The organism is Moritella sp. Urea-trap-13 (assembly GCF_002836355.1).
Classification (GTDB): Bacteria; Pseudomonadota; Gammaproteobacteria; order Enterobacterales; family Moritellaceae; genus Moritella.
The window spans coordinates 600,345-619,126 of sequence record NZ_PJCA01000027.1; the positions used below are offsets into that span (position 1 = coordinate 600,345).

Here is an 18,782-nt window from a genome sequence, read left to right on the forward strand (position 1 = left end):
AATAATAGTGTTTAGCGTGAGCAATGCTTATTGATACTCGTCATAAAGTTGATTAATGACGGTACGTGATTCGCCAGAAAAGGCAGCCCAGTATTGACTAAGGAAACAGATATATCACGTTCTGGATCTGCCCATAATAGTTTATTAATTAAACCAATATGGCCAAATGCTTGGGCGCTATTAATGCCCCATAAACCGACAGGGCTTGCGCCGAGCATCATGCCTGCGCTATAACGCATTGGTATCATCAGCGTACGATCAAATTCGAACGAGCCATTTTCTCGCGTTAAGCGTCGTACTGTTATTGGCTGGCATATCTGTTTTCCTTCCCAAACCCCATTGTTTAATAGCATTTGATAGAAACGTCCCATTTCTTCTGCTGTCCCCATTAGGTTTGCTGAGGGGATAACCGCTTGTTGAAAAACGGGAGTATTGCTCACTTGTGCGATACGTGAAAATGAACCACCTAATGCCCGCTTAATAAAGTATGAAATAGGATACATAGCATTGATACCAGTTGCATAATTATCCGCTAAATCAGTGGCTTTAGTTTCATCTAACCCATAACTAAAGTATTTCATCTTCATTGGTTTACGTACTCTTAAATCAAGGAATTGTTGTATGCTCATCCCACTTACTTGCTTGATTATATTTTCTAAAATATAACCGCTACTTATTGCGTGATAAGCGAGCTTACCTGTTTCTGAATTCGGTAGCGGTTTAGCACAAAGCTGTTGCCAAATTTCGTCATTATTGGCAAGCGCATCAATACCCAATGAACTTGGCATTGTCGACATACCACTGCGGTGTGATAAGACTTGATGGATAGTGATATCTTGCTTACCGTGTTGGCTAAATTCAGGCAGGTGAGCGCTAACCGCATCGTCCAAGTCGATGAGCTTATCTTCATTCAATAGATGGATTAAAAATGCCGTCACCGCTTTTGAGCCTGAAAAATAACAAATAGGCGTTTCAGGTTGCATTAATCGAGCATGGGTATCTGGTTTTTGATTTGGTTTGTGACCATTAGCATAACCAATGGAACGGCTAATAATAATTTTACCCTGACGGCGAAAGCATAATGAAATAGCAGGGTGGGTGGCTGTTTTATAAATGTCTTCAACCGCTGTCCAGATCACATCGACCCCCTCTTGCGTCATACCCACTGATGCTGGTTCAACTTCTTCTTCACGATTGACTGTGGTGACTGTCGCCAGTGATTTTGGCAGCTGGATGGTATTACCAAGGCGCAGATATCTGTTCGCAACTACTAAACTCTTCAATCCAAAATCAATAATCATGTCGTTAACTCAAGTCTTAAGGGATAAGGATGAAGATAGAGTTATATTTTAGAATATACAATTAGGTTTGTTTTATTTGATCTCGGTACTTGTGTCCGAATATGAAGGTTAATATACTCGAGGTTAATTTTTACTAGCGTTAAGATTAAAAATGCAATATTTAAGATACTGATAATAAATGAAATATTGTATTTTGGAGTGAGTATGGAACAGAGAACTCAGCAATATCTGAATGAATATTTAGCCACGTTGACAGAAATAGATCGCCAACGTTACCAATCATTTAGTGCAGATTATTTTTGTAATGATGAAGTGAATGCCAACCGTTGTGCAGATCTCATCAGTAAAGGCATTAAAACCGCGACTTCTAGTATGAAGCATTGGTATGAATAGGGTGCTGAACCTATGCCAATAGCAGGGCATTTATTAGTTGTAACAGATTGGAATGGTGAACCTACATCGATTGTTGAGATAACGGCGGTGAGTGAATGCAAGTATGCTGATGTAACCGCTGAATTTGCTTGTTCTGAAGGTGAGGGCGACCGCTCACTTGATTGGTGGCGAGCTGCTCATTGGGACTTTTTTTCCAATGAATGTCAGGCTGCTGAGATCGAAGCGAACGAAGATATGATGTTAATATTAGAGCATTTTCAGGTTGTACATGGTGCTGCTGCTTAATTGTTTTAGTTATTATGCTATTAGGACTCCGATATGTTTAACTTCATCTATCTTTAAGGGTGAGTCTAACAGAGGGAATGATACTTTATGAGAATAATAATATTAGCGATAGTGGCCGTGTTTACCTTAACAGCCTGTAACGATGAGCAACTGAACAGTGTCGTGAGACAAGCGAATGATCCCGTTTATAGTGGTAGCCAGGAAGGTTTATTAAGCTATGGCGAACAATTATGGCAAGACCCAAGTATTGGTAAAAGTGGACTTGCTTGCGAAACTTGTCATACCGGCGGCGCGGCATTAAACGCGACCTTTAAACAACCTTATCCCCACCATGTTGCTATGGTCGAAGCTCAAACCGGACTCATGTCTATAACTGCAGAGCAAATGGTCCAATTCTGTATGTTAAAACCAATGCAATCGGATATTTTTGCATGGGATTCAAAAGAGCTAGCCGCATTAACCTTGTACGTCGAAAGTGTCGTTCAGCCTGACTACATCAAACAACATCCTTAAGAGCATTTCTCGGTGCTTTTGTTAATAACAATCGTTATTACCCACTAAACGTTATGATGAGCCTTTGAGTTTTAAGGCTATCACCGCTGAAATAGCGATAAATAGCGCCGAGATCCATAAGCACATTTCCAAACCATAAATTTGAAATACCCAGCCTGATAATACCGTGCCAATTAATCGACCCATCGCGTTAGCCATATAATAAAAGCCAACATCCATAGACACGCCATCACTGTCAGCCAAACTGACGATTAAGTAGCTGTGTAACGATGAGTTAATGGCAAACAAACCACCGAAAATAAGTAAACCGACGATAATTGAAAACTGCACATAGAATTGATAATGCAGGGCGATGGCGATCAACACTGGCACCACCGCGAGATAGCCAGCCCAAAGCGCCGCTGAACGTGGCGAAGGGTTTTTCCCGGTGAAGCGTGGCGCGATTGATTGCACCATGCCATAGCCGATAACCCAGCTTGCCATAAAGCCGCCAACCCACCAATGGTCCCAATGAAAGGTCGTTGCTAAGAACACCGGCAGGGCAACCACAAACCACACATCGCGGGCGCCGAATAAAAATAATCGCGCTGCTGAGAGTAAGTTTATCGAACTACTTTTAGAAAATATCTCGGTAAACTTAGGTTTGTTTTTGGCTTTGCCTAGTTCGGCTTTTAAACTGAATAAACTCCACATCCACACCAGTAATAACATGGCTGCCATGAGCATAATGGCGTCTCTAAAACCAAATGTAGTGAGTAGTACACCACCTAAGAAAAAGCCGACGCCTTTTAACGCATTTTTAGAACCCGTTAAGACCGCTACCCAGTGGTAGAGTTTATTATTACCATTATCGTCATTAGCATCGTCACTGCCTGTTGGCACCAGTAATTTAATGGCACTTTTGGCGCTCATTTTATTCAAGTCTTTGGCAATACCGGATAAGGCCTGGGCGATCATGACATAAACGACAGTCAGCATGTCAGCGGGTACGGTTAACATCATCAATGCTATAATTTGCATGGCCAAGCCAATGTTCATGGTTTTGTTTAACCCTAAACGCGCGCCTAACCAGCCACCAATCAAATTAGTGATGACCCCAAATACTTCATAAAACACAAACAACATGGCGATATTAATTGGGCTGTAGCCAAGCTGGTGGAAATACAGCACAACCAGCATGCGCAATGCACCATCAGTTAAAGTGAATGCCCAATAATTACCGGTAATGATGAGATATTGTTTTATTTGTGGGGAAATACCCGCTAACGCTTTAATCATTTGTCTAAGCGACCTACCATACGAACGAGTTCAGCTGCGCGGTTTGCATAGCCCCATTCATTGTCATACCAAGCATATACTTTTACTTGTGTACCATTAACGACCATAGTAGATAAGGCATCAATGATGCACGAACGTGGGTCTGTTTTGTAATCAACAGATACTAATGGGCGTTCTTCATAACCCAATATGTCTTTCAGCTCTTGTTTAGAAGCTTGTTTGAAGTAACGGTTAACTTCTTCCGCGGTGGTTTCACGTTCTACTTCAAAAACACAATCGGTTAACGATGCATTCGCCAGTGGTACACGAATAGCATGACCATTTAATTTACCGATTAACTCAGGGAAGATATTGGTGATCGCTGTTGCAGAGCCCGTAGTTGTTGGGATCAAAGAGGTGCCACATGCGCGCGCACGGCGCAAATCTGCATGGGGCGCATCCAGAATGGTTTGGGTATTGGTAATGTTGTGGATAGTCGTCATTGAACCATGTTTAATGCCGATCTTTTCTTTTAATACTTTCACCACTGGCGCTAAACAGTTAGTGGTACAAGACGCAGCCGTTACAATCGGATGAATATCTTTATTGTAAAGGTCATCATTCACACCCATGACCACATTTAACACACCGTTTTCTTTCACTGGCGCTGTGACGACAACACGTTTAACGCCTTGGTCTAAATAAGCTTGTAGTAGCTCTGTGGTTTTGATTTTACCAGAAGCTTCGAGCACCACATCACAGCCAGACCAATCAGTATCTGCAACGGCGGTATTACGTGTGCAAGGAATAAAACGATCAGCGATAACCATTTGATCGCCTAGGTAATCTGCTTGGTGCTCCCAGCGGCCATGAATTGAATCGAAATTAATTAAATGCGCTAGTGTTTCAGCATTACCGGCAGGATCATTAATTTTTACGATTTCAACATCATCCCAATTAAACGCAGCACGCATTGCCAGACGACCCATGCGGCCAAAGCCATTGATACCGATTTTAATAGTCATTTTATTCTCCAAAATACAGATAATTTAAATTTATGTTTGAATAATGTTTTTAAATTAAGCTACTTTAAGTGCCGTAATTAAAGTAGCTTAATTAAAGTGTAGTCATTAAGGTTTTGAATAATTAAAAACATTTTGGCTACGATTAATAATAGCGACGAGTGACAGCATGATCGGCACTTCAACAAGTACCCCCACCACCGTAGCGAGTGCGGCACCAGAATGTAGACCAAATAATGAGATTGCAACCGCGACTGCCAACTCAAAGAAATTTGAGGTACCAATCAAGCATGCTGGACCGGCAATGTTATGCGGTAGTTTTAGCTTTTTAGCCGCAAAAAACGTAATAGCAAAGATCATGTAGGTTTGTAACGCCAACGGAATGGCAATAAGTACAATGGTCTTGGGATCGTTAATTAAGGTGTTAGCCTGAAAACCAAACAATAAAACAACGGTGGCTAATAATCCTAATATAGACCAAGGTTTTAACTTGGCGAGCACATGCTGAATGGCTTCTTTGTCATTGGCTTTGTTTAACTTCCTACGCGTCAGAATGCCTGCAAGCAAGGGTAATACCACATAGAGTACAACAGAGAGAAGTAAGGTTTCCCAAGGCACGTTGATATCGCTGACTTCCAGTAAGAATGCTGCAATAGGCGCAAATGCAAATACCATGATGATATCGTTCACAGACACTTGTACTAAAGTATAGTTAGCGTCACCTTTGGTCAATTGCGACCACACAAATACCATTGCCGTACAGGGTGCAACGCCAAGTAAAATCATACCAGCGATATATTCTTGTGCAGAGCTGGGATCAACCATATCAGCGAAGAATACTTTGAAAAATAGCCAAGCAAAAGCAGCCATAGTGAAAGGTTTAATGATCCAGTTAATGAATACAGTGAGGAATAATCCCTTGGGATTTTTGCCGACATCTTTAATCGCTGAGAAGTCGATTTGCACCATCATTGGATAAATCATGATCCAGATAAAGATAGCGACAACCAAGTTAACGTGTGCAATTTCTAAACCTGCTATTAGCTGAAATACATCAGGTTGCCAAACCCCTAAAATAACGCCTGCGGCGATAGCAAGTGCTACCCATACCGATAAATACCGTTCAAATATACCCATGATCATTTACTCGCAGTGTTGTTGTGTGCGTTCAGGACGTTTGCCCATGTCGTTTAGGCGCTGTATATCTGCGCCAATTAAGCTATTATTTTGTTTAGCACTGAGTGTGATAATAGATGTTATCCAAGGTGCTAATACTGGGTTGATGGCATAAAAAACCCACTGTTTGTATTTTCTAATAACCAGTAATTCTGCTTTACGCAGCTGCGCTAAATTGCGTGAGATACTTGGCTGGCTTGCAGTCAGCGCCGAGATTAATTCACATACACACAGCTCTTTTTCTTGATTGATGAGCAAGATAATTCTGAGTCGTGTTTCGTCAGATAAGGTTTTGAAAAGTTGTACTGGTTGCATATAGCCTCAGTCATACATCTGTTTTTTGTTATGTTCAGTATATGTGTAAATTGTCATATACGTCAAATGTTATATGTGAAATTTGTTATATTCACTAATTGTGCTATTTGAACCTTGTTATATTATCTGTTTACCGTGTATTTAAATTAATGCTGGTGGCTTATGATGAATCAACAAGCTGAATATAAATATTGGTTATACATAATATAAATTTAATACCTAAGTAGTATAAAGGGATTGTTCTAATCCATAAACTATCTTAAAATTAGTAAATTACATCACGTCTTAATTCTAAAAAGTTTATCGCTAATCATGCTCAGGGTTCTCATGTCGAGGGTATCAGCACTTAGTTCACCTTAAATAGGCCATCGTAAATGGATAGTACTCTTTTACTCTTTATCGCCACTGCATTCAGTTTTGGTATGATCGTTAATCTTACGGGGTTGCCACCTATGGTTGGTTTCCTACTGGCGGGTTTTGCGCTTAATTTTTACGGCTTTGAAGCGACTGCTGGTTTGCAAACATTTGCAGATCTGGGTGTTACCTTACTGTTGTTCTCGATTGGCTTAAAGCTAGATATACGCACCTTGTTTAAAGCAGAAGTATGGGGCGGGGCAAGTGTGCATATCTTTGCCAGCATTGCTTTCTATGCGGTGGTGTTATTCATCTTAAAACAAGTTGGTTTAACCTTCTTTACCAACCTAGATACCTTCTCGCTGGTACTGGTTGCCTTTGCATTAAGTTTTTCAAGTACGGTATTTGCGGTAAAAATTCTTGAAGAAAAGAGTGAAACCAACTCGTTATATGGCCGTATCGCGATTGGTATCCTGATCATGCAAGATATCTTTGCTGTGGTTTTTTTAACAGTATCAGTCGGTAAGATCCCCTCGTTGTTTGCAGTTATTTTATTAGCATTACCGTTAATTCGACCGCTGTTGTTTAAACTGTTAGACCGAGTCGGTCATGGTGAGTTACTGGTCTTATACGGTATTTTCCTTGCTCTGGTACTTGGTGCTGGACTGTTTGAATCGGTAGGCATGAAAGCCGATCTTGGTGCCTTGATTGCGGGTATGTTATTAGCGGGTCATGCCAGTGCCAAACAGATGGCAAAAGCCTTGTTTAACATGAAAGAGATGTTACTTGTTTGCTTCTTCCTCAGTATTGGTTTGGGTGGATTACCGACCGTTGATCACTTGTTCGTCGCGGCTATTTTAGCTGTGGTATTGTTTGGTAAAATCGCTTTGTACTTCGTGACCTTAGCGAAATTTAAATTACGTGCGCGTACGTCACTGTTTGCCGCATTCTCGCTAGCTAATTACAGCGAGTTTGGTTTGATTGTCGCAGCGCTAGCGACTTATAAAGGTTGGTTATCGCAGGACTGGTTGATTATTACGGCGCTGGCGGTATCGCTGAGCTTTGTTATTGCCTCGTTATTGAATAAGTATGCCGATGATATTTATAACCGTTTCACCGATAAGTTAGCACGTTTTCAGGCTAAAGATCTACACATTGACGATCGTCCGGTTTCACTGGGTGATGCGGAGATCTTGGTTATGGGTATGGGGCGTATTGGCGCTGGTGCCTATGATGAATTGAAAAGCCAATACGGTGATAAAGTGTTAGGCCTTGATTATAATAATCAGAAAACCTTAGATCATTGTGAATTGGGTCGCCGCGTTATCACTGCCGATGCGCTCGATACCGATTTTTGGAATAAATTGGAAATGACCGACAACATTAAATTGGTGTTATTAGCGATGCCAGATCATCATGGTAATCATTATGCCGCAGAGCAGTTACATAAGCTGGAACGCTGTAGCTTCCAAGTGGCAGCACTGGCTCATTTTAAGAGTGATGAAGATGAGCTCAGAGCACTTGGGGTTAACCCTGTTTATAACATGTACCAAGAAGCGGGCGCCGGTTTCGCCCACCATGTTTGGACTGAGTTAAACATTCCAACGCCGCAGGTTGCAGATAAGTCATAAGGTAATGAGATGAAGGTAATGGGCATGGTGAATTGCTCGTTACCTTTCCTAACTCGTAATTCCTTCCTTACTAGGCATCGCCAGCATGAACACGCTTTTGATTTGCGCCTAGCATGTTGTAAATATCATATCGAATAAAACCTATCCATTCGTGCAATGCAAAATCAGTTAGTGCAAAGTTATAACCTAGTGGCAGCCATGATACTGTTGCCGACATATAATCGGCTCTGATTGGCGTTGCACGCACACCAAAATGCTCGAAATACAGCTGGCTACGTTTGATGTGTAATCCAGATGAAACCAACACGCTATTGTCGAAATCACCTTTGCTGAGTATTGCACTGGTAAATTGGGCATTCTGCCATGTGTTAAGGCTGTTTGCTTCGGTAATAATATCAGCAGTATTAATACCAATTTGCACTAAACGTTGTTTATATACCGCGGCTTCTGTAGTACCCAATTTATGCGTGTCACCACCACTGACAATGATCTTACATTGCTGCTCTGTACCGATACATTCGTTGTAAAGCTTTGCCGCTTCGTAGATACGTCCAAAAGCATGGAAAGGCGGTTCTATATTATTAATAGTATCAACATTATCAATACTATCACCGACCTTTTCTAAACCAGCGCCGAGCACGATAATGGCGTTATTATCCTGCCACTGTATTGTTGGTTTTTGCGCATAATCTTGCTGAAGTTTATCCAATAAGTATTTAGGGATGACGCCGGTGCTGATAAGTAAAGTGAGTAAAACGGTGCAGCATAATAAGACTGATTTGGCGCGATGACAGTTAAAGACGCGCAGTACTAGAAAGATAATGATAAGTAAAGAGATAAGCAGCAGGCTCATTGATTGTCCTTATTGAAGTACGAATAACAGAGTATTTCACCAGAGTATAAAGCAATAAAATAATATATCATTGTTTAAGCTTCTGGTCGGATGCTTATAAACAACTGAAATTTAATATTAATATACACACATTGCTTTTATATTGTTCTACATGAACTTAGTTAGGAATAGATTATGGACGATTCAACACGACAGGGATATTTAGCTGCATTTGGCGCGGTAATGATCTGGTCGGGATTTATATTAGTGTCACGCATGGGCGGGATCAGCCCCTTGCTGTCATACGATGTTATTGCTATTCGTTATGTAACGTGTGCGGCTTTAGTATTCCCTTTCTGGTTACTTAGATTTCGATTCAAATTATGGCAGCCCAAGTTTATTATCTGCAGCCTATTTGGCGGCTTAGGGTATGCGTTATTCGCCTTTCAAGGTTTTGAAACCACCCCTGGTTCACAGTCTGCAGTATTGTTACCTGGCTTGATCCCTGTGATGATTATTGTGTTGTCTGTGGTGATAAATAAGCAAAAGCATCCTTGGAGTAAGTGGCTAGGTGTTGGCATTATCACATTGGGTATTGTCGTGCTGTTTCTACAAGAATTTCTCGCGCAAGGGACGTTGTCGATAGGCCACTTAAGCCTGACAGGCGCAGCATTCTGCTGGGGGATATTTTCGGTATTATTAAGCCGCTGGCAAGTCACGCCTTGGCAAGCGACAGCGAGTCTAGCGATGATCACCTGCAGTATTTACATGCCGATTTACTTGCTTTGGTTACCGAGTCACATCAGCTTGGAATTGATTAATGCTGGATTATGGCGCGATATGTTACTACAAAGCTTTTATCAGGGTTTCATGGCGACCATAGTGCAAATGCTGTTGTACGTGCGCGCGGTGCAGATTATTGGCGCCGCGAACATGGGCACTATGATGGCAATGGTGCCAGTTATTGCCGGTATCAGCGCGTTATTTGTGTTTGATGAACCAGTTAAGTTAAGCCTCATTATTGCCATGATGGCAGTGAGTATTGGTGTCTGGTTTGCAAATACCCAGTATTTTAATCGTAAGTAGAATGTGGGGTTTATCAGTTAACACATTTATGCCTCTATTACGTGTTAACGCTGTTAATCACTTAAAAAATTAGCTTGGTAGCTGGTTCATAAAAAGCCTCAAGCTTGCTAGTTGGAGGCTAATTTTTAGGGATACAAACCATGTTTAGAATGACGTACCCATCAACAATACCCCATGAGTACTGATTAATGACCGATAATGCCATCTTGATTTAGAGGTGTTTCAATATTTAAACTTTGTTTTAAATACAGCATCATCATTCCAGCGATCAACAATACTATCCCAATAATAATAAACCCCAAGGCTGTTAGTTGTAAGTGACTTAACAGTGCAATAACGACGTAACTCAAACTTTGTGCCAGTGTAGAAAACAGTTTTAACCCACCTTCAACTCGTCCTCTTTCTTCCATCACGATAACATGATGCATTTTATTGGTTCTCGCAATACGATTATATGAATTGAAAAACCCAAGGACAATAGTGAGTAATATAATCAAAGTAGGGGAAAGGTAAGATCCCATCAAAATAAGTATTATCGCCATCGCTAGAATCGAAACAACCATCGCATTTTCATGGTCATAACGCGTTAACAGGCGAGCAATAAGGAGCCCACTTAATAACGCACCTAGGCCATAGCTCATTTTCCATGTCGCAAACCAACTACCGCTAATATCTTGCTCAGCAAAATAGATAGGCACAAGTTTTACCAGAAAGGTTAATACTGGATAAGATAAGCAAGACAATGCTAGGAATGTATAGAAACGTTTTTGTTTAGAAAATATGTCTTTACTTGCTACAAGCTGTCTAAAGAATGCTTCTTTTAATGATGGACTGAACTGACGCTGATAAGGCGTCACGATATAGCATAATCCAGACAGGAATGAAGCGAATGTAGCTAAAAAGGAAAACTCAAGCATTGACCAGTGTTCAAGTAAAACAATCCCAAGAGCGCCGGCGCCAAGCGTTGTTACTTGCATCACCACTTCTTGATAACTTGATATTTTAGCGTATTCATCCTGACGATAGTTTTCTTGTGTAAAAGCATTATTACAACTCCAAGCTAAATCATTACTTAACCAAAAAATTAACTGAGCGAAAGCCAAAACCCAGTGAGATTGAAGATCGTTGTAGTAAGTAATAAACACGATTAACGCGGTCGTAGCTTGTATTAACTGCATCAATATCAAAATTGTCTTTCTTGAATGGCGATCTATCAAAGTGGCAAAAAATGGGGTGAAAACAAAGGATAAAGAAGTGCAAACTAATGCCGTAATCGCCACAAAAAAGCCCATACCTTCTTCTAAAAGCATGCTCCAAGGTAACGCCATCATAAACATGCCAGATGAGATACCATCAAAAAACCGGGCAAATAGATAGGGGATAGTTCTATTTTTCATTTAATGCTCCATGCTTTTTATTTATATTGCTGCTAGTCTAATACCTCAACCTATGTTGAGGTAAAGTGATATCTTTCATAGATTAAAATATAAAATCAGATAGGACATCAGATGGAAATGAGCGTTGGGAAAGTGGCAGAAAGGGCTGGTGTTAAAGTATCAACCTTGCATTTTTATGAGAAGAAAGGGCTTATTCAAAGTTGGCGTAATACTGGAAATCAGCGTCGCTATGACCGCAGCGTATTAAGGCGAATATCTGTAATTAAAATGGCTCAAAAGTTAGGCGTGTCTTTACAAGAAGTGACAATTGCGCTTTATCACTTACCCAAAGAAAGTGCACCCACAGAAGAACAGTGGAGGGCGATGGCAAATACGTGGAAGTTACAGTTAAACGAACGTATTAACAGCTTACAAGCTTTAAGGGATGAACTTGATGAATGTATTGGTTGTGGTTGCCTATCCATTAATAAATGTAAGCTAAGAAACCCACAAGACATATTAGCTCAGGAAGGCAAAGGGGCGGTATTATGGGGAAGCTAGAAGCATCGACTTTCGGTCTCAACTTTTACTTTCCTCTGTGTAAGGCGTTATAACGCCAAATAGCCTTTATTTGATAGAAATGGGCTATTTTTTATTAATCATTTTTAATTACTTATTAATTTGATATTGTTGATGGTAATTAAATTGGAATGTAATTCACGTTATACGGAATTTCGTATAATTAACGGTTATATGCCCCTTGGAGTATTGTCGTAATGGAAATGAATACATTAATACTGTTTGTAATTGCAGCGCTATCTATAAACCTGATTCCTGGTCCTGACGTGATCTACATTGTGACAAATACCATGAAAGGAAAAATGAAGTCTGGTATTAAAGCTTCACTGGGTTTAGGTGTTGGCTATTTGATTCATACTTTAGCTGCTGTTTTAGGGCTTTCTGCATTAATTTTGAGTTCTTCATTTTTATTTACAATCATCAAATATTTAGGCGCAATCTACTTGCTTTACCTCGGTGTGCAATCGCTGATTAATTGCTATAGAAATGAATCTAAAATTTGTGTTGAAAATACAAATGAAAAACAAAGTAATGTTTTCAAGCAAGGCGTTATTGTTAGCGTATTAAACCCTAAGGTTGCAATGTTCTTTTTAGCATTTCTACCGCAGTTTATTGACCCTACTGGACTTAATGCTACAAGTGAGCTACTGACCTTAGGTTTGTTATTTAGTGTGTTGGCAACAGGTTGCAACTTGTTCTATGCCAGTTTAGGAAGTATTTTATTCAGCAGTCCTAAAGCACAGAAATACTCAAGGGTACTTGAAGGTGTATCTGGAACTATCTTAATTGGTTTAAGTGCCAAAATAGCTTTAAGTAGTAATAAATAGTGCATATAACAAGGCGTTAATCTCAATGTTATTATACTTTATGTAATGCGAACTGTATTTTTAAAGCCTAAGCCAGTTTTGTCCAGTTGTGGCTTGGGAAAACACTAAGCCAAATTTCCTCAAAACCCATCACTAGCAATAGCATTAATAACATAGCTCAGGTAAGGTATTCATTTGTAAAGGAATGCAGGAGATTAAAATTATGCCGTATATCAATATTAAAATCACAGATGAACAAGTAACGAAAGAGCAAAAAGCGCAGTTAATCGCTGGTGCAACGCAATTGCTGGTGGATGTCTTAGGGAAGAATCCGAAAACCACCGTTGTTGTTATCGACGAAGTGAATACTGACAACTGGGGAATAGGCGGCGAAGTCGTGACTGAACTACGCAAAAAAGCTAAAACCTAACGCTGTAAATAGCATTGTAAATCCGTTAGCAATTACCCAAGTCGCTTGGCAATAGCCTCTATTGCCATCGTCACACTAATCGGTACCGCAGCTTGATAAGCGTGCAATGCATAGACATTGACCTTATCGAGCTGATGCTCTGGTAACAGCTCGGCCAACGCATTGTTATGTTTCGCAAAGATAAAATCCGGAATAATACCAACACCGAAACCTTGCTCTAGCATGCTTAAGCAAGTGGGTAGGGTGTTGGCCTTATGATGGGTTTTAAAATTCAGTTCAAAGCGTGGCGTGCTTAGTTTATTACTACGACTTTTCTTACTGCTAAAGCGGTGATGAATCGACTTTTCTTGCCAATGGTTAGCGACGTAGGGGATTTTAGCTAATGAGTTAACCTGCTTGCCAGCATCAGTATTAGTATTCGTATTATCAGCCAATTTTAATGCCGCAATATCTGTTTGGTGGTTGTTAATCGTCTCGACTGAACCACACAGCACATCCCTAAAATCACCAATGCGCTTTTGTTTGAGGTTACTCATCTTCGACTCCCCAACCCGTATCGCAATATCAATACCTTCTTGCATTAAATCTGAGCGACCATCATGACTAATCAATTCGAGTTCAACGTCTGGGTAGACATGAAATACTTCGTGCAGTGCGGGTAAAACTAGATGATCCATCAACGCATGCGGTGCGGTTATCTTGATTAGACCTTGTGGCGTAAGCTGTAATTTTTGCGCATCTTGCCATGCTTGCTCTGCCAGTTCATGCATGGTGCAACATTGTTGATAAAAGTGCTCACCTGCTGACGTTAGGCTCTGTTTTCGCGTAGTTCGCTTAAGCAAGGTGACTGCAAGCTCGGACTCAAGTTGTTTAAGGTGCTGGCTGACAACAGATTTAGACACATCGAGTTGTTCCGCTGCTTTGGTTATCGAACCGAGTTTGACGACATACATGAATACCGTCATTTGTTTCAATTTACTCATGATTTATGCTTACCTAATGTCATCTAGCGTTGTTGGTTGTTGGTTATGGCCATTGTTCTGTTTATCTTAACAGTGTTTTCTTATTAGTCTGTTTTTGTTTGTTAATTATAACGCTAAAGTAACGCCATACACTTATATAACAGCCATACAATTCATGGAGCAAGACGATGACACAAGAACAAACTCTATTAGCATGTAAAGCCGGTATCGCAGCATGGCAGACAGCCTTTAATAATCAAGATGCAGCAGCTTGTGCAGCGCAATATGAAGAAGGCACTGTGATGCACGCGCGTCCGTTTGGCACATTCACTGGTCGTGAAGAGATCCAAACATTTTGGCAAGGTATCATCGACCAAGGTTTTAGCTACGTTGATTATACCGAAGTTGAATGGACTGCAATGAATGATGATAGCTATGTATTAACCGCTAAATGGACTATGAATAAAGCATTCGGCGTAGTGCATCACGAACAATGGCGTATTCAAGCGGATGGTAGTGCGTTATTAGCGGCTGATGATTTTGAAGTGCAAGGCGAGCGCTAAGCTGCGTTGTTGATGAATAGCAAAGGACGAGCGATGGTAATATCACTCGTCCTTTTTTTTTATAACGTCGGGTCTATCGTACCAGCAATAGAGTTGTTCGTTCTAAACCAACCAGCTATCGAGTAGCGTGTTGATTTAGCCATAAGTACTTCATGGGGGAAGCGCTCACTTTCAAATACCACTAAAGAACCTGCTTTTGGTGCTACACGTGCGATCACATCATCAGAGTCTTGAGCATAGATGAGTAATTCACCACCAGCATCGGGCGTATTGAGATAACAGACGGTAGTAAACACACGGTTGGATTTACCTTTAAAGGCATCAAGGTGCTTTTTATAAAAATCACCCACTTCATATTTTGCGTAATGACATTCATAATCGAATAAACCTAAGAAAAAGTTGCGATTCACTTCTAATCTCAACTCATCCGTTAGTGCCATAAAGTCAGCTTGCGCAGTACTTGCACCTGTTAACCATAGGGTCTTATCTTTACGTATTTGTTCGTTTAGTTGTGAGTCTTGGCGACGGCCAATTCCTGCGGCTTTAAAGTCTGGTTGGTTTTCAAGGCAATCAGTCAGTAATCGTTCAATAACACCTTCAGGTAGTGCATCTTCGATGACTGCATAACCATACTCATGAATATTATCTAAAATTGTATCCATGGTGGCACGAAAATTATTTTTTAACGTAATGGGAACTGTGTCCACTTGATTTCGTTATATGGGTAAATGAGAAGGTGAGTATACGCTGTTTGATCCATTTAAATATGATTAAAGATAAGGCGTGAGTGAATAATCACTAACAGCAAAATTTAAGTGATTGAAGTTGTTAAATGAAATAATAATAACAAGATGTTACAGTGAGTAATATAAACTAGTTTCGATAGGATACGTCAATGATAAAGTGGCCCGCAGTGATCAAATATCAAGGTGAAGATGAACTCATCTACATTGCATCGTTAAGCGATTGGTTGAATGACGCCGACTTATGCCAATCGTGTTATGAACTAGAAGACCGCTTAATCGATATGAGTGGGGCGTTATTTTCGCTACCGAGCGTCTCAGCAACTGTTAATACTACCGCGTTTGTGGCTTTAGATGCCCAGATCTCGGTGCCCGAATTTGTCGAATTAGTTCGTCAACATGCGGTTATTGAAAATTATTGTTGTTCTGCAAAGATAAATGCCAAGACCCACCAGCAAGTGATTGCGATGGTAAAAGAAATCAATGCACTTTAGGTCGGAGTTTTAGTCATGGACGATCATGTCGTTATTTTAATTATTGCCTTAATCGTGTTGTTTTATGGTTTTATCTCAAAAAAGCTCGCTCAGTTTGATGTATCCGGTCCTATGGTGTTTACCGTATTAGGGCTTATTTGTTCACCGTTTGCTTTACATATTACCGCCGTTGAGATTGACGCTGAATTTGTCACTGTGCTGGTGGAAATCGCGTTAGTGTTGGTATTATTTAGTGATGCTGCATTGCTCGATCTTAAGTTACTGCGCCGTTCGTGGCAGATACCCGCAAGATTACTGTTTATTGGTCTACCTTTGACGATCATCTTCAGTACTGCGGTGGCTATATGGCTATTCCCTGATCAACCTGTTACTTACATGATATTGCTGGCGCTACTGCTTACGCCCACAGATGCCGCCTTAGGTAAAGCGGTGGTATCTGATCCCAAAGTACCGAAAATGATCCGCTCGAGTATCAATGTCGAAAGTGGCTTAAATGATGGTATTGTTTTACCAATTATACTCACAGTCGTGGCGTTGATAACCAGCGGGCTAACCAGAGCGGATGATTATAGCTGGGTTTGGTATGTCGCCGAGCAGATCGTGTTTGGCATGTTAGTCGGTGGTATTATTGGTTACCTTGGGGCAAAATTGCTCAATAAAGCCATACAGTACAATTGGATTGAAGAAAGTTATCAAAACCTGATCCCAATCGCCCTAGCTATTCTGGCATTTTATCTTGCTGAAGCATTCTTAGGTAATGGCTTTATTGCTGCATTTTTTGCTGGTTTATATATTGGTAATACCAGTGCGCAAGCGCGAATACATATTGAAGAGTTTGCCGAAAGTGAAGGCGAGTTATTTATTCTTATTAGTTTCTTCTTATTTGGTTTAGCGTTTGTGCCGTTAACATTACATGATATTAGCTTAAACGTGGTTATCTATGCGTTGTTAAGCCTCACTGTATTACGTATGTTACCGGTGATTATTTCATTAATCGGCACCAAGTTAGACATGGCTAGCTGCGTGTTTATTGCTTGGTTTGGGCCGCGTGGTATTGCGTCTATTTTATATGTGCTGATTGTGGCGCATGAAGTCGGTGATACTGTCGGTTTCGATACTGTTTATGCCGTTGTTACCTTAACTATTTTAATGAGTATCTTTGCCCATGGGCTTAGCGCACAACCTTTTGCTAATTTATACAGTAAACAGCATAAAGATCTGTCTTAGGTAAGAATGATTTATAAGCAGTAAAAAACAGCGATTTTACTTTTCGTAAAATCGCTGTTTATGTTTATATTAAATTAATAAGCACATTTGGCTTACCTCATTAATTATTTTTACTTAACCGTTGTACTTAATACACTACCTTCAGAGTTTTCACCAATGCCCACAGTGAACGGAAGTGTAACGAAGTGATAACGCGTTGTTGCCATGCCATCATGAATCGCGATATTGAAATCGTAAGTACCGCCTACTTTCATTATTTTATCGTCTTCTGGAGAACCAGTATCTAGCTTACGCTTAAAGATAACTGTGTATTTACCATCTGTCCATGAAGATGCAATTTCGTTGTTGTCACTAGCAGAGCCGCCGCCTTCACGATTTATACGACCTTGTAGGTACTGACCGTCTTTAATTTTGCTTGCATCGTATGGCATAGTGTTCACACCTTCGATTAGCGCAATGCTTTTGCTTAAGTCAGTGAAATCAGCTTCGTCAAGTGCATAGAAACCAGTCACAGATTTATCGAACATGTACTTCGGCACGCCTTTCTTTTTGTCAAAGTTCCATGTAAATACTGTTTTGCCGGAATCATTCAGGCGGTATTCAAGTACGTAACCATCATCGGCAGCGCCTGTTGGAGCACTACGTGCTGAGCGCCATTGCATCAAATCAACAAATTTACCATCTGCTTTAAGTTGATCGATCTCTTTTTGGGTTTTAAGTTTATCCCAGTTTAGACCATAACGTTCGGTACGCGTATCGGGAAGATATTTACGAATATCATTTTTACCTAAACCATCTTTGCCAATTACGGGTAGCGCTGATACATCACGTTTAGTTGCTTGACCAATATCACGCTCACCACGGTGACAAGACATCCAACAACCTTGTTGGGCAAATTGGTCGACACTGCCGTCATCAATCATTAATGAGAAACGATCTTCGTAGATGGGAGTGTATGGGTTTTTACCTTTATCACCACCAATAATGGTCCACTTACCATCTTCAAGTATGATCATATCATGCATACGCCCCGGGAACGGCGATTCAGTTTCCCAAGTACCTTTTACATAAAGATATTCTGAATCGTTAGCAAATTGGAATTCTGCTGCTATTGAGCCGGGCTTACCTGCAACTTTATCTAGGCGATCATTTTTAATTAATAGATTACCTAATCCTTCCTCTTCACCTTGGTGGCAATTAGAACAAGTTTTAGTTTCAAAACTTGGTTTTGTTGTACCTTTATGCGCTGGCGAATTGATCCAATCAAAAGTGATCATACCCGGGAAAAATAATGTTTTTTGTACTACTGGTACATTTTCCCAGTTAACGTCTGATTTAACACGACCGTCAGTCATATCATAAGCACTCACTGTCGTTGTTAAACTCGCAGCTAAAACCAGTGCAACATTCTTTGTTACATTTATAAATTTTTTCATT

Annotated in this window: 21 protein-coding genes; 11 read left to right on the plus strand and 10 right to left on the minus strand. The window is 40.5% G+C overall.

Going from position 1 to position 18,782, the window contains the following annotated elements; translation table 11 throughout:
- Positions 1-11 precede the first annotated feature (11 nt).
- Entirely contained in the window at positions 12-1,283 is a 1,272-nt protein-coding gene (locus tag CXF93_RS05515; protein ID WP_232784115.1) for a serine hydrolase, read from the minus strand.
- A gap of 222 nt (positions 1,284-1,505) precedes the next feature.
- Between CXF93_RS05515 and CXF93_RS22215 the strand changes: the two genes are divergently transcribed.
- The 3 genes from CXF93_RS22215 to CXF93_RS05525 all read left to right on the plus strand — a co-directional run bounded on the left by CXF93_RS22215 (position 1,506) and on the right by CXF93_RS05525 (position 2,492).
- On the plus strand, positions 1,506-1,694 hold the full coding sequence (locus tag CXF93_RS22215; protein WP_232784116.1) for a hypothetical protein: 189 nt from the start codon (positions 1,506-1,508) through the stop codon (positions 1,692-1,694).
- A 12-nt stretch (positions 1,695-1,706) separates the two neighbouring features.
- On the plus strand, positions 1,707-1,979 hold the full coding sequence (locus CXF93_RS22220; protein ID WP_232784117.1) for an ASCH domain-containing protein: 273 nt from the start codon (positions 1,707-1,709) through the stop codon (positions 1,977-1,979).
- 87 nt (positions 1,980-2,066) lie between these two features.
- Positions 2,067-2,492: a lipoprotein gene (locus CXF93_RS05525; protein ID WP_101061420.1), complete on the plus strand. Its 426-nt coding sequence runs from the start codon at positions 2,067-2,069 to the stop codon at positions 2,490-2,492.
- 51 nt (positions 2,493-2,543) lie between these two features.
- Here the strand turns inward: CXF93_RS05525 and arsJ are convergent, their stop codons facing one another.
- From arsJ to CXF93_RS05545, 4 genes are all read right to left on the minus strand, one after another.
- Positions 2,544-3,770 (minus strand): organoarsenical effux MFS transporter ArsJ, encoded by a 1,227-nt coding sequence (gene arsJ, locus CXF93_RS05530; RefSeq protein ID WP_101061421.1) that lies wholly within the window; start codon positions 3,768-3,770, stop codon positions 2,544-2,546.
- Positions 3,767-4,774 (minus strand): ArsJ-associated glyceraldehyde-3-phosphate dehydrogenase, encoded by a 1,008-nt coding sequence (locus CXF93_RS05535; RefSeq protein WP_101061422.1) that lies wholly within the window; start codon positions 4,772-4,774, stop codon positions 3,767-3,769. Before CXF93_RS05535 ends, arsJ begins: the two co-directional genes overlap by 4 nt.
- A gap of 105 nt (positions 4,775-4,879) precedes the next feature.
- Complete coding sequence (gene arsB / locus CXF93_RS05540) at positions 4,880-5,908, minus strand: ACR3 family arsenite efflux transporter (RefSeq protein ID WP_101061535.1); 1,029 nt, start codon at positions 5,906-5,908, stop codon at positions 4,880-4,882.
- Between the two features lie 6 nt (positions 5,909-5,914).
- Positions 5,915-6,262 carry a metalloregulator ArsR/SmtB family transcription factor gene (locus tag CXF93_RS05545; protein WP_101061423.1) on the minus strand — a complete coding sequence of 116 codons (348 nt, stop codon included), beginning with the start codon at positions 6,260-6,262 and terminating at the stop codon, positions 5,915-5,917.
- A 374-nt stretch (positions 6,263-6,636) separates the two neighbouring features.
- Here CXF93_RS05545 and CXF93_RS05550 point away from each other — a divergent pair, with 374 nt between their 5' ends.
- Positions 6,637-8,247, plus strand: coding sequence for a cation:proton antiporter (locus CXF93_RS05550; RefSeq protein WP_101061424.1), 1,611 nt, complete (start codon positions 6,637-6,639; stop codon positions 8,245-8,247).
- Between the two features lie 70 nt (positions 8,248-8,317).
- Here the strand turns inward: CXF93_RS05550 and CXF93_RS05555 are convergent, their stop codons facing one another.
- Complete coding sequence (locus CXF93_RS05555; RefSeq protein ID WP_101061425.1) at positions 8,318-9,100, minus strand: YdcF family protein; 783 nt, start codon at positions 9,098-9,100, stop codon at positions 8,318-8,320.
- A 174-nt stretch (positions 9,101-9,274) separates the two neighbouring features.
- Here CXF93_RS05555 and CXF93_RS05560 point away from each other — a divergent pair, with 174 nt between their 5' ends.
- Entirely contained in the window at positions 9,275-10,165 is an 891-nt protein-coding gene (locus CXF93_RS05560) for a DMT family transporter (RefSeq protein WP_101061426.1), read from the plus strand.
- Positions 10,166-10,350: 185 nt separating this feature from the next.
- Here CXF93_RS05560 and CXF93_RS05565 read toward each other — a convergent pair whose 3' ends face one another.
- Positions 10,351-11,562 (minus strand): MFS transporter, encoded by a 1,212-nt coding sequence (locus tag CXF93_RS05565; RefSeq protein WP_101061427.1) that lies wholly within the window; start codon positions 11,560-11,562, stop codon positions 10,351-10,353.
- Between the two features lie 111 nt (positions 11,563-11,673).
- Here CXF93_RS05565 and soxR point away from each other — a divergent pair, with 111 nt between their 5' ends.
- The 3 genes from soxR (at position 11,674) to CXF93_RS05580 (ending at position 13,356) form a co-directional block, all read left to right on the plus strand.
- The gene (gene soxR / locus CXF93_RS05570) at positions 11,674-12,102 is read left to right on the plus strand and encodes a redox-sensitive transcriptional activator SoxR (RefSeq protein ID WP_101061428.1); all 429 of its coding nucleotides are present in this window, start codon (positions 11,674-11,676) and stop codon (positions 12,100-12,102) included.
- Between the two features lie 215 nt (positions 12,103-12,317).
- Positions 12,318-12,947: a LysE family translocator gene (locus CXF93_RS05575; protein WP_101061429.1), complete on the plus strand. Its 630-nt coding sequence runs from the start codon at positions 12,318-12,320 to the stop codon at positions 12,945-12,947.
- 202 nt (positions 12,948-13,149) lie between these two features.
- Positions 13,150-13,356 carry a 2-hydroxymuconate tautomerase family protein gene (locus CXF93_RS05580; RefSeq protein WP_101061430.1) on the plus strand — a complete coding sequence of 69 codons (207 nt, stop codon included), beginning with the start codon at positions 13,150-13,152 and terminating at the stop codon, positions 13,354-13,356.
- Positions 13,357-13,388: 32 nt separating this feature from the next.
- Here the strand turns inward: CXF93_RS05580 and CXF93_RS05585 are convergent, their stop codons facing one another.
- On the minus strand, positions 13,389-14,339 hold the full coding sequence (locus CXF93_RS05585; RefSeq protein WP_101061431.1) for a LysR family transcriptional regulator: 951 nt from the start codon (positions 14,337-14,339) through the stop codon (positions 13,389-13,391).
- A gap of 167 nt (positions 14,340-14,506) precedes the next feature.
- On the opposite strand from CXF93_RS05585, the gene CXF93_RS05590 reads away from it, so the two are divergent.
- Positions 14,507-14,881, plus strand: coding sequence for a nuclear transport factor 2 family protein (locus tag CXF93_RS05590; protein ID WP_101061432.1), 375 nt, complete (start codon positions 14,507-14,509; stop codon positions 14,879-14,881).
- Between the two features lie 59 nt (positions 14,882-14,940).
- Here CXF93_RS05590 and CXF93_RS05595 read toward each other — a convergent pair whose 3' ends face one another.
- Positions 14,941-15,543 (minus strand): 2OG-Fe(II) oxygenase, encoded by a 603-nt coding sequence (locus CXF93_RS05595; protein ID WP_101061536.1) that lies wholly within the window; start codon positions 15,541-15,543, stop codon positions 14,941-14,943.
- 233 nt (positions 15,544-15,776) lie between these two features.
- Here CXF93_RS05595 and CXF93_RS05600 point away from each other — a divergent pair, with 233 nt between their 5' ends.
- A complete protein-coding gene (locus CXF93_RS05600) occupies positions 15,777-16,118 on the plus strand; it encodes a DUF4144 family protein (RefSeq protein ID WP_101061433.1) in 342 nt (113 codons plus the stop codon).
- Positions 16,119-16,133: 15 nt separating this feature from the next.
- The gene (locus CXF93_RS05605) at positions 16,134-17,345 is read left to right on the plus strand and encodes a sodium:proton antiporter (protein WP_101061434.1); all 1,212 of its coding nucleotides are present in this window, start codon (positions 16,134-16,136) and stop codon (positions 17,343-17,345) included.
- 110 nt (positions 17,346-17,455) lie between these two features.
- On the opposite strand, the gene CXF93_RS05610 is transcribed toward CXF93_RS05605, so the two are convergent.
- Positions 17,456-18,781, minus strand: coding sequence for an ethylbenzene dehydrogenase-related protein (locus CXF93_RS05610; protein ID WP_101061435.1), 1,326 nt, complete (start codon positions 18,779-18,781; stop codon positions 17,456-17,458).
- Position 18,782: the final 1 nt, after the last annotated feature.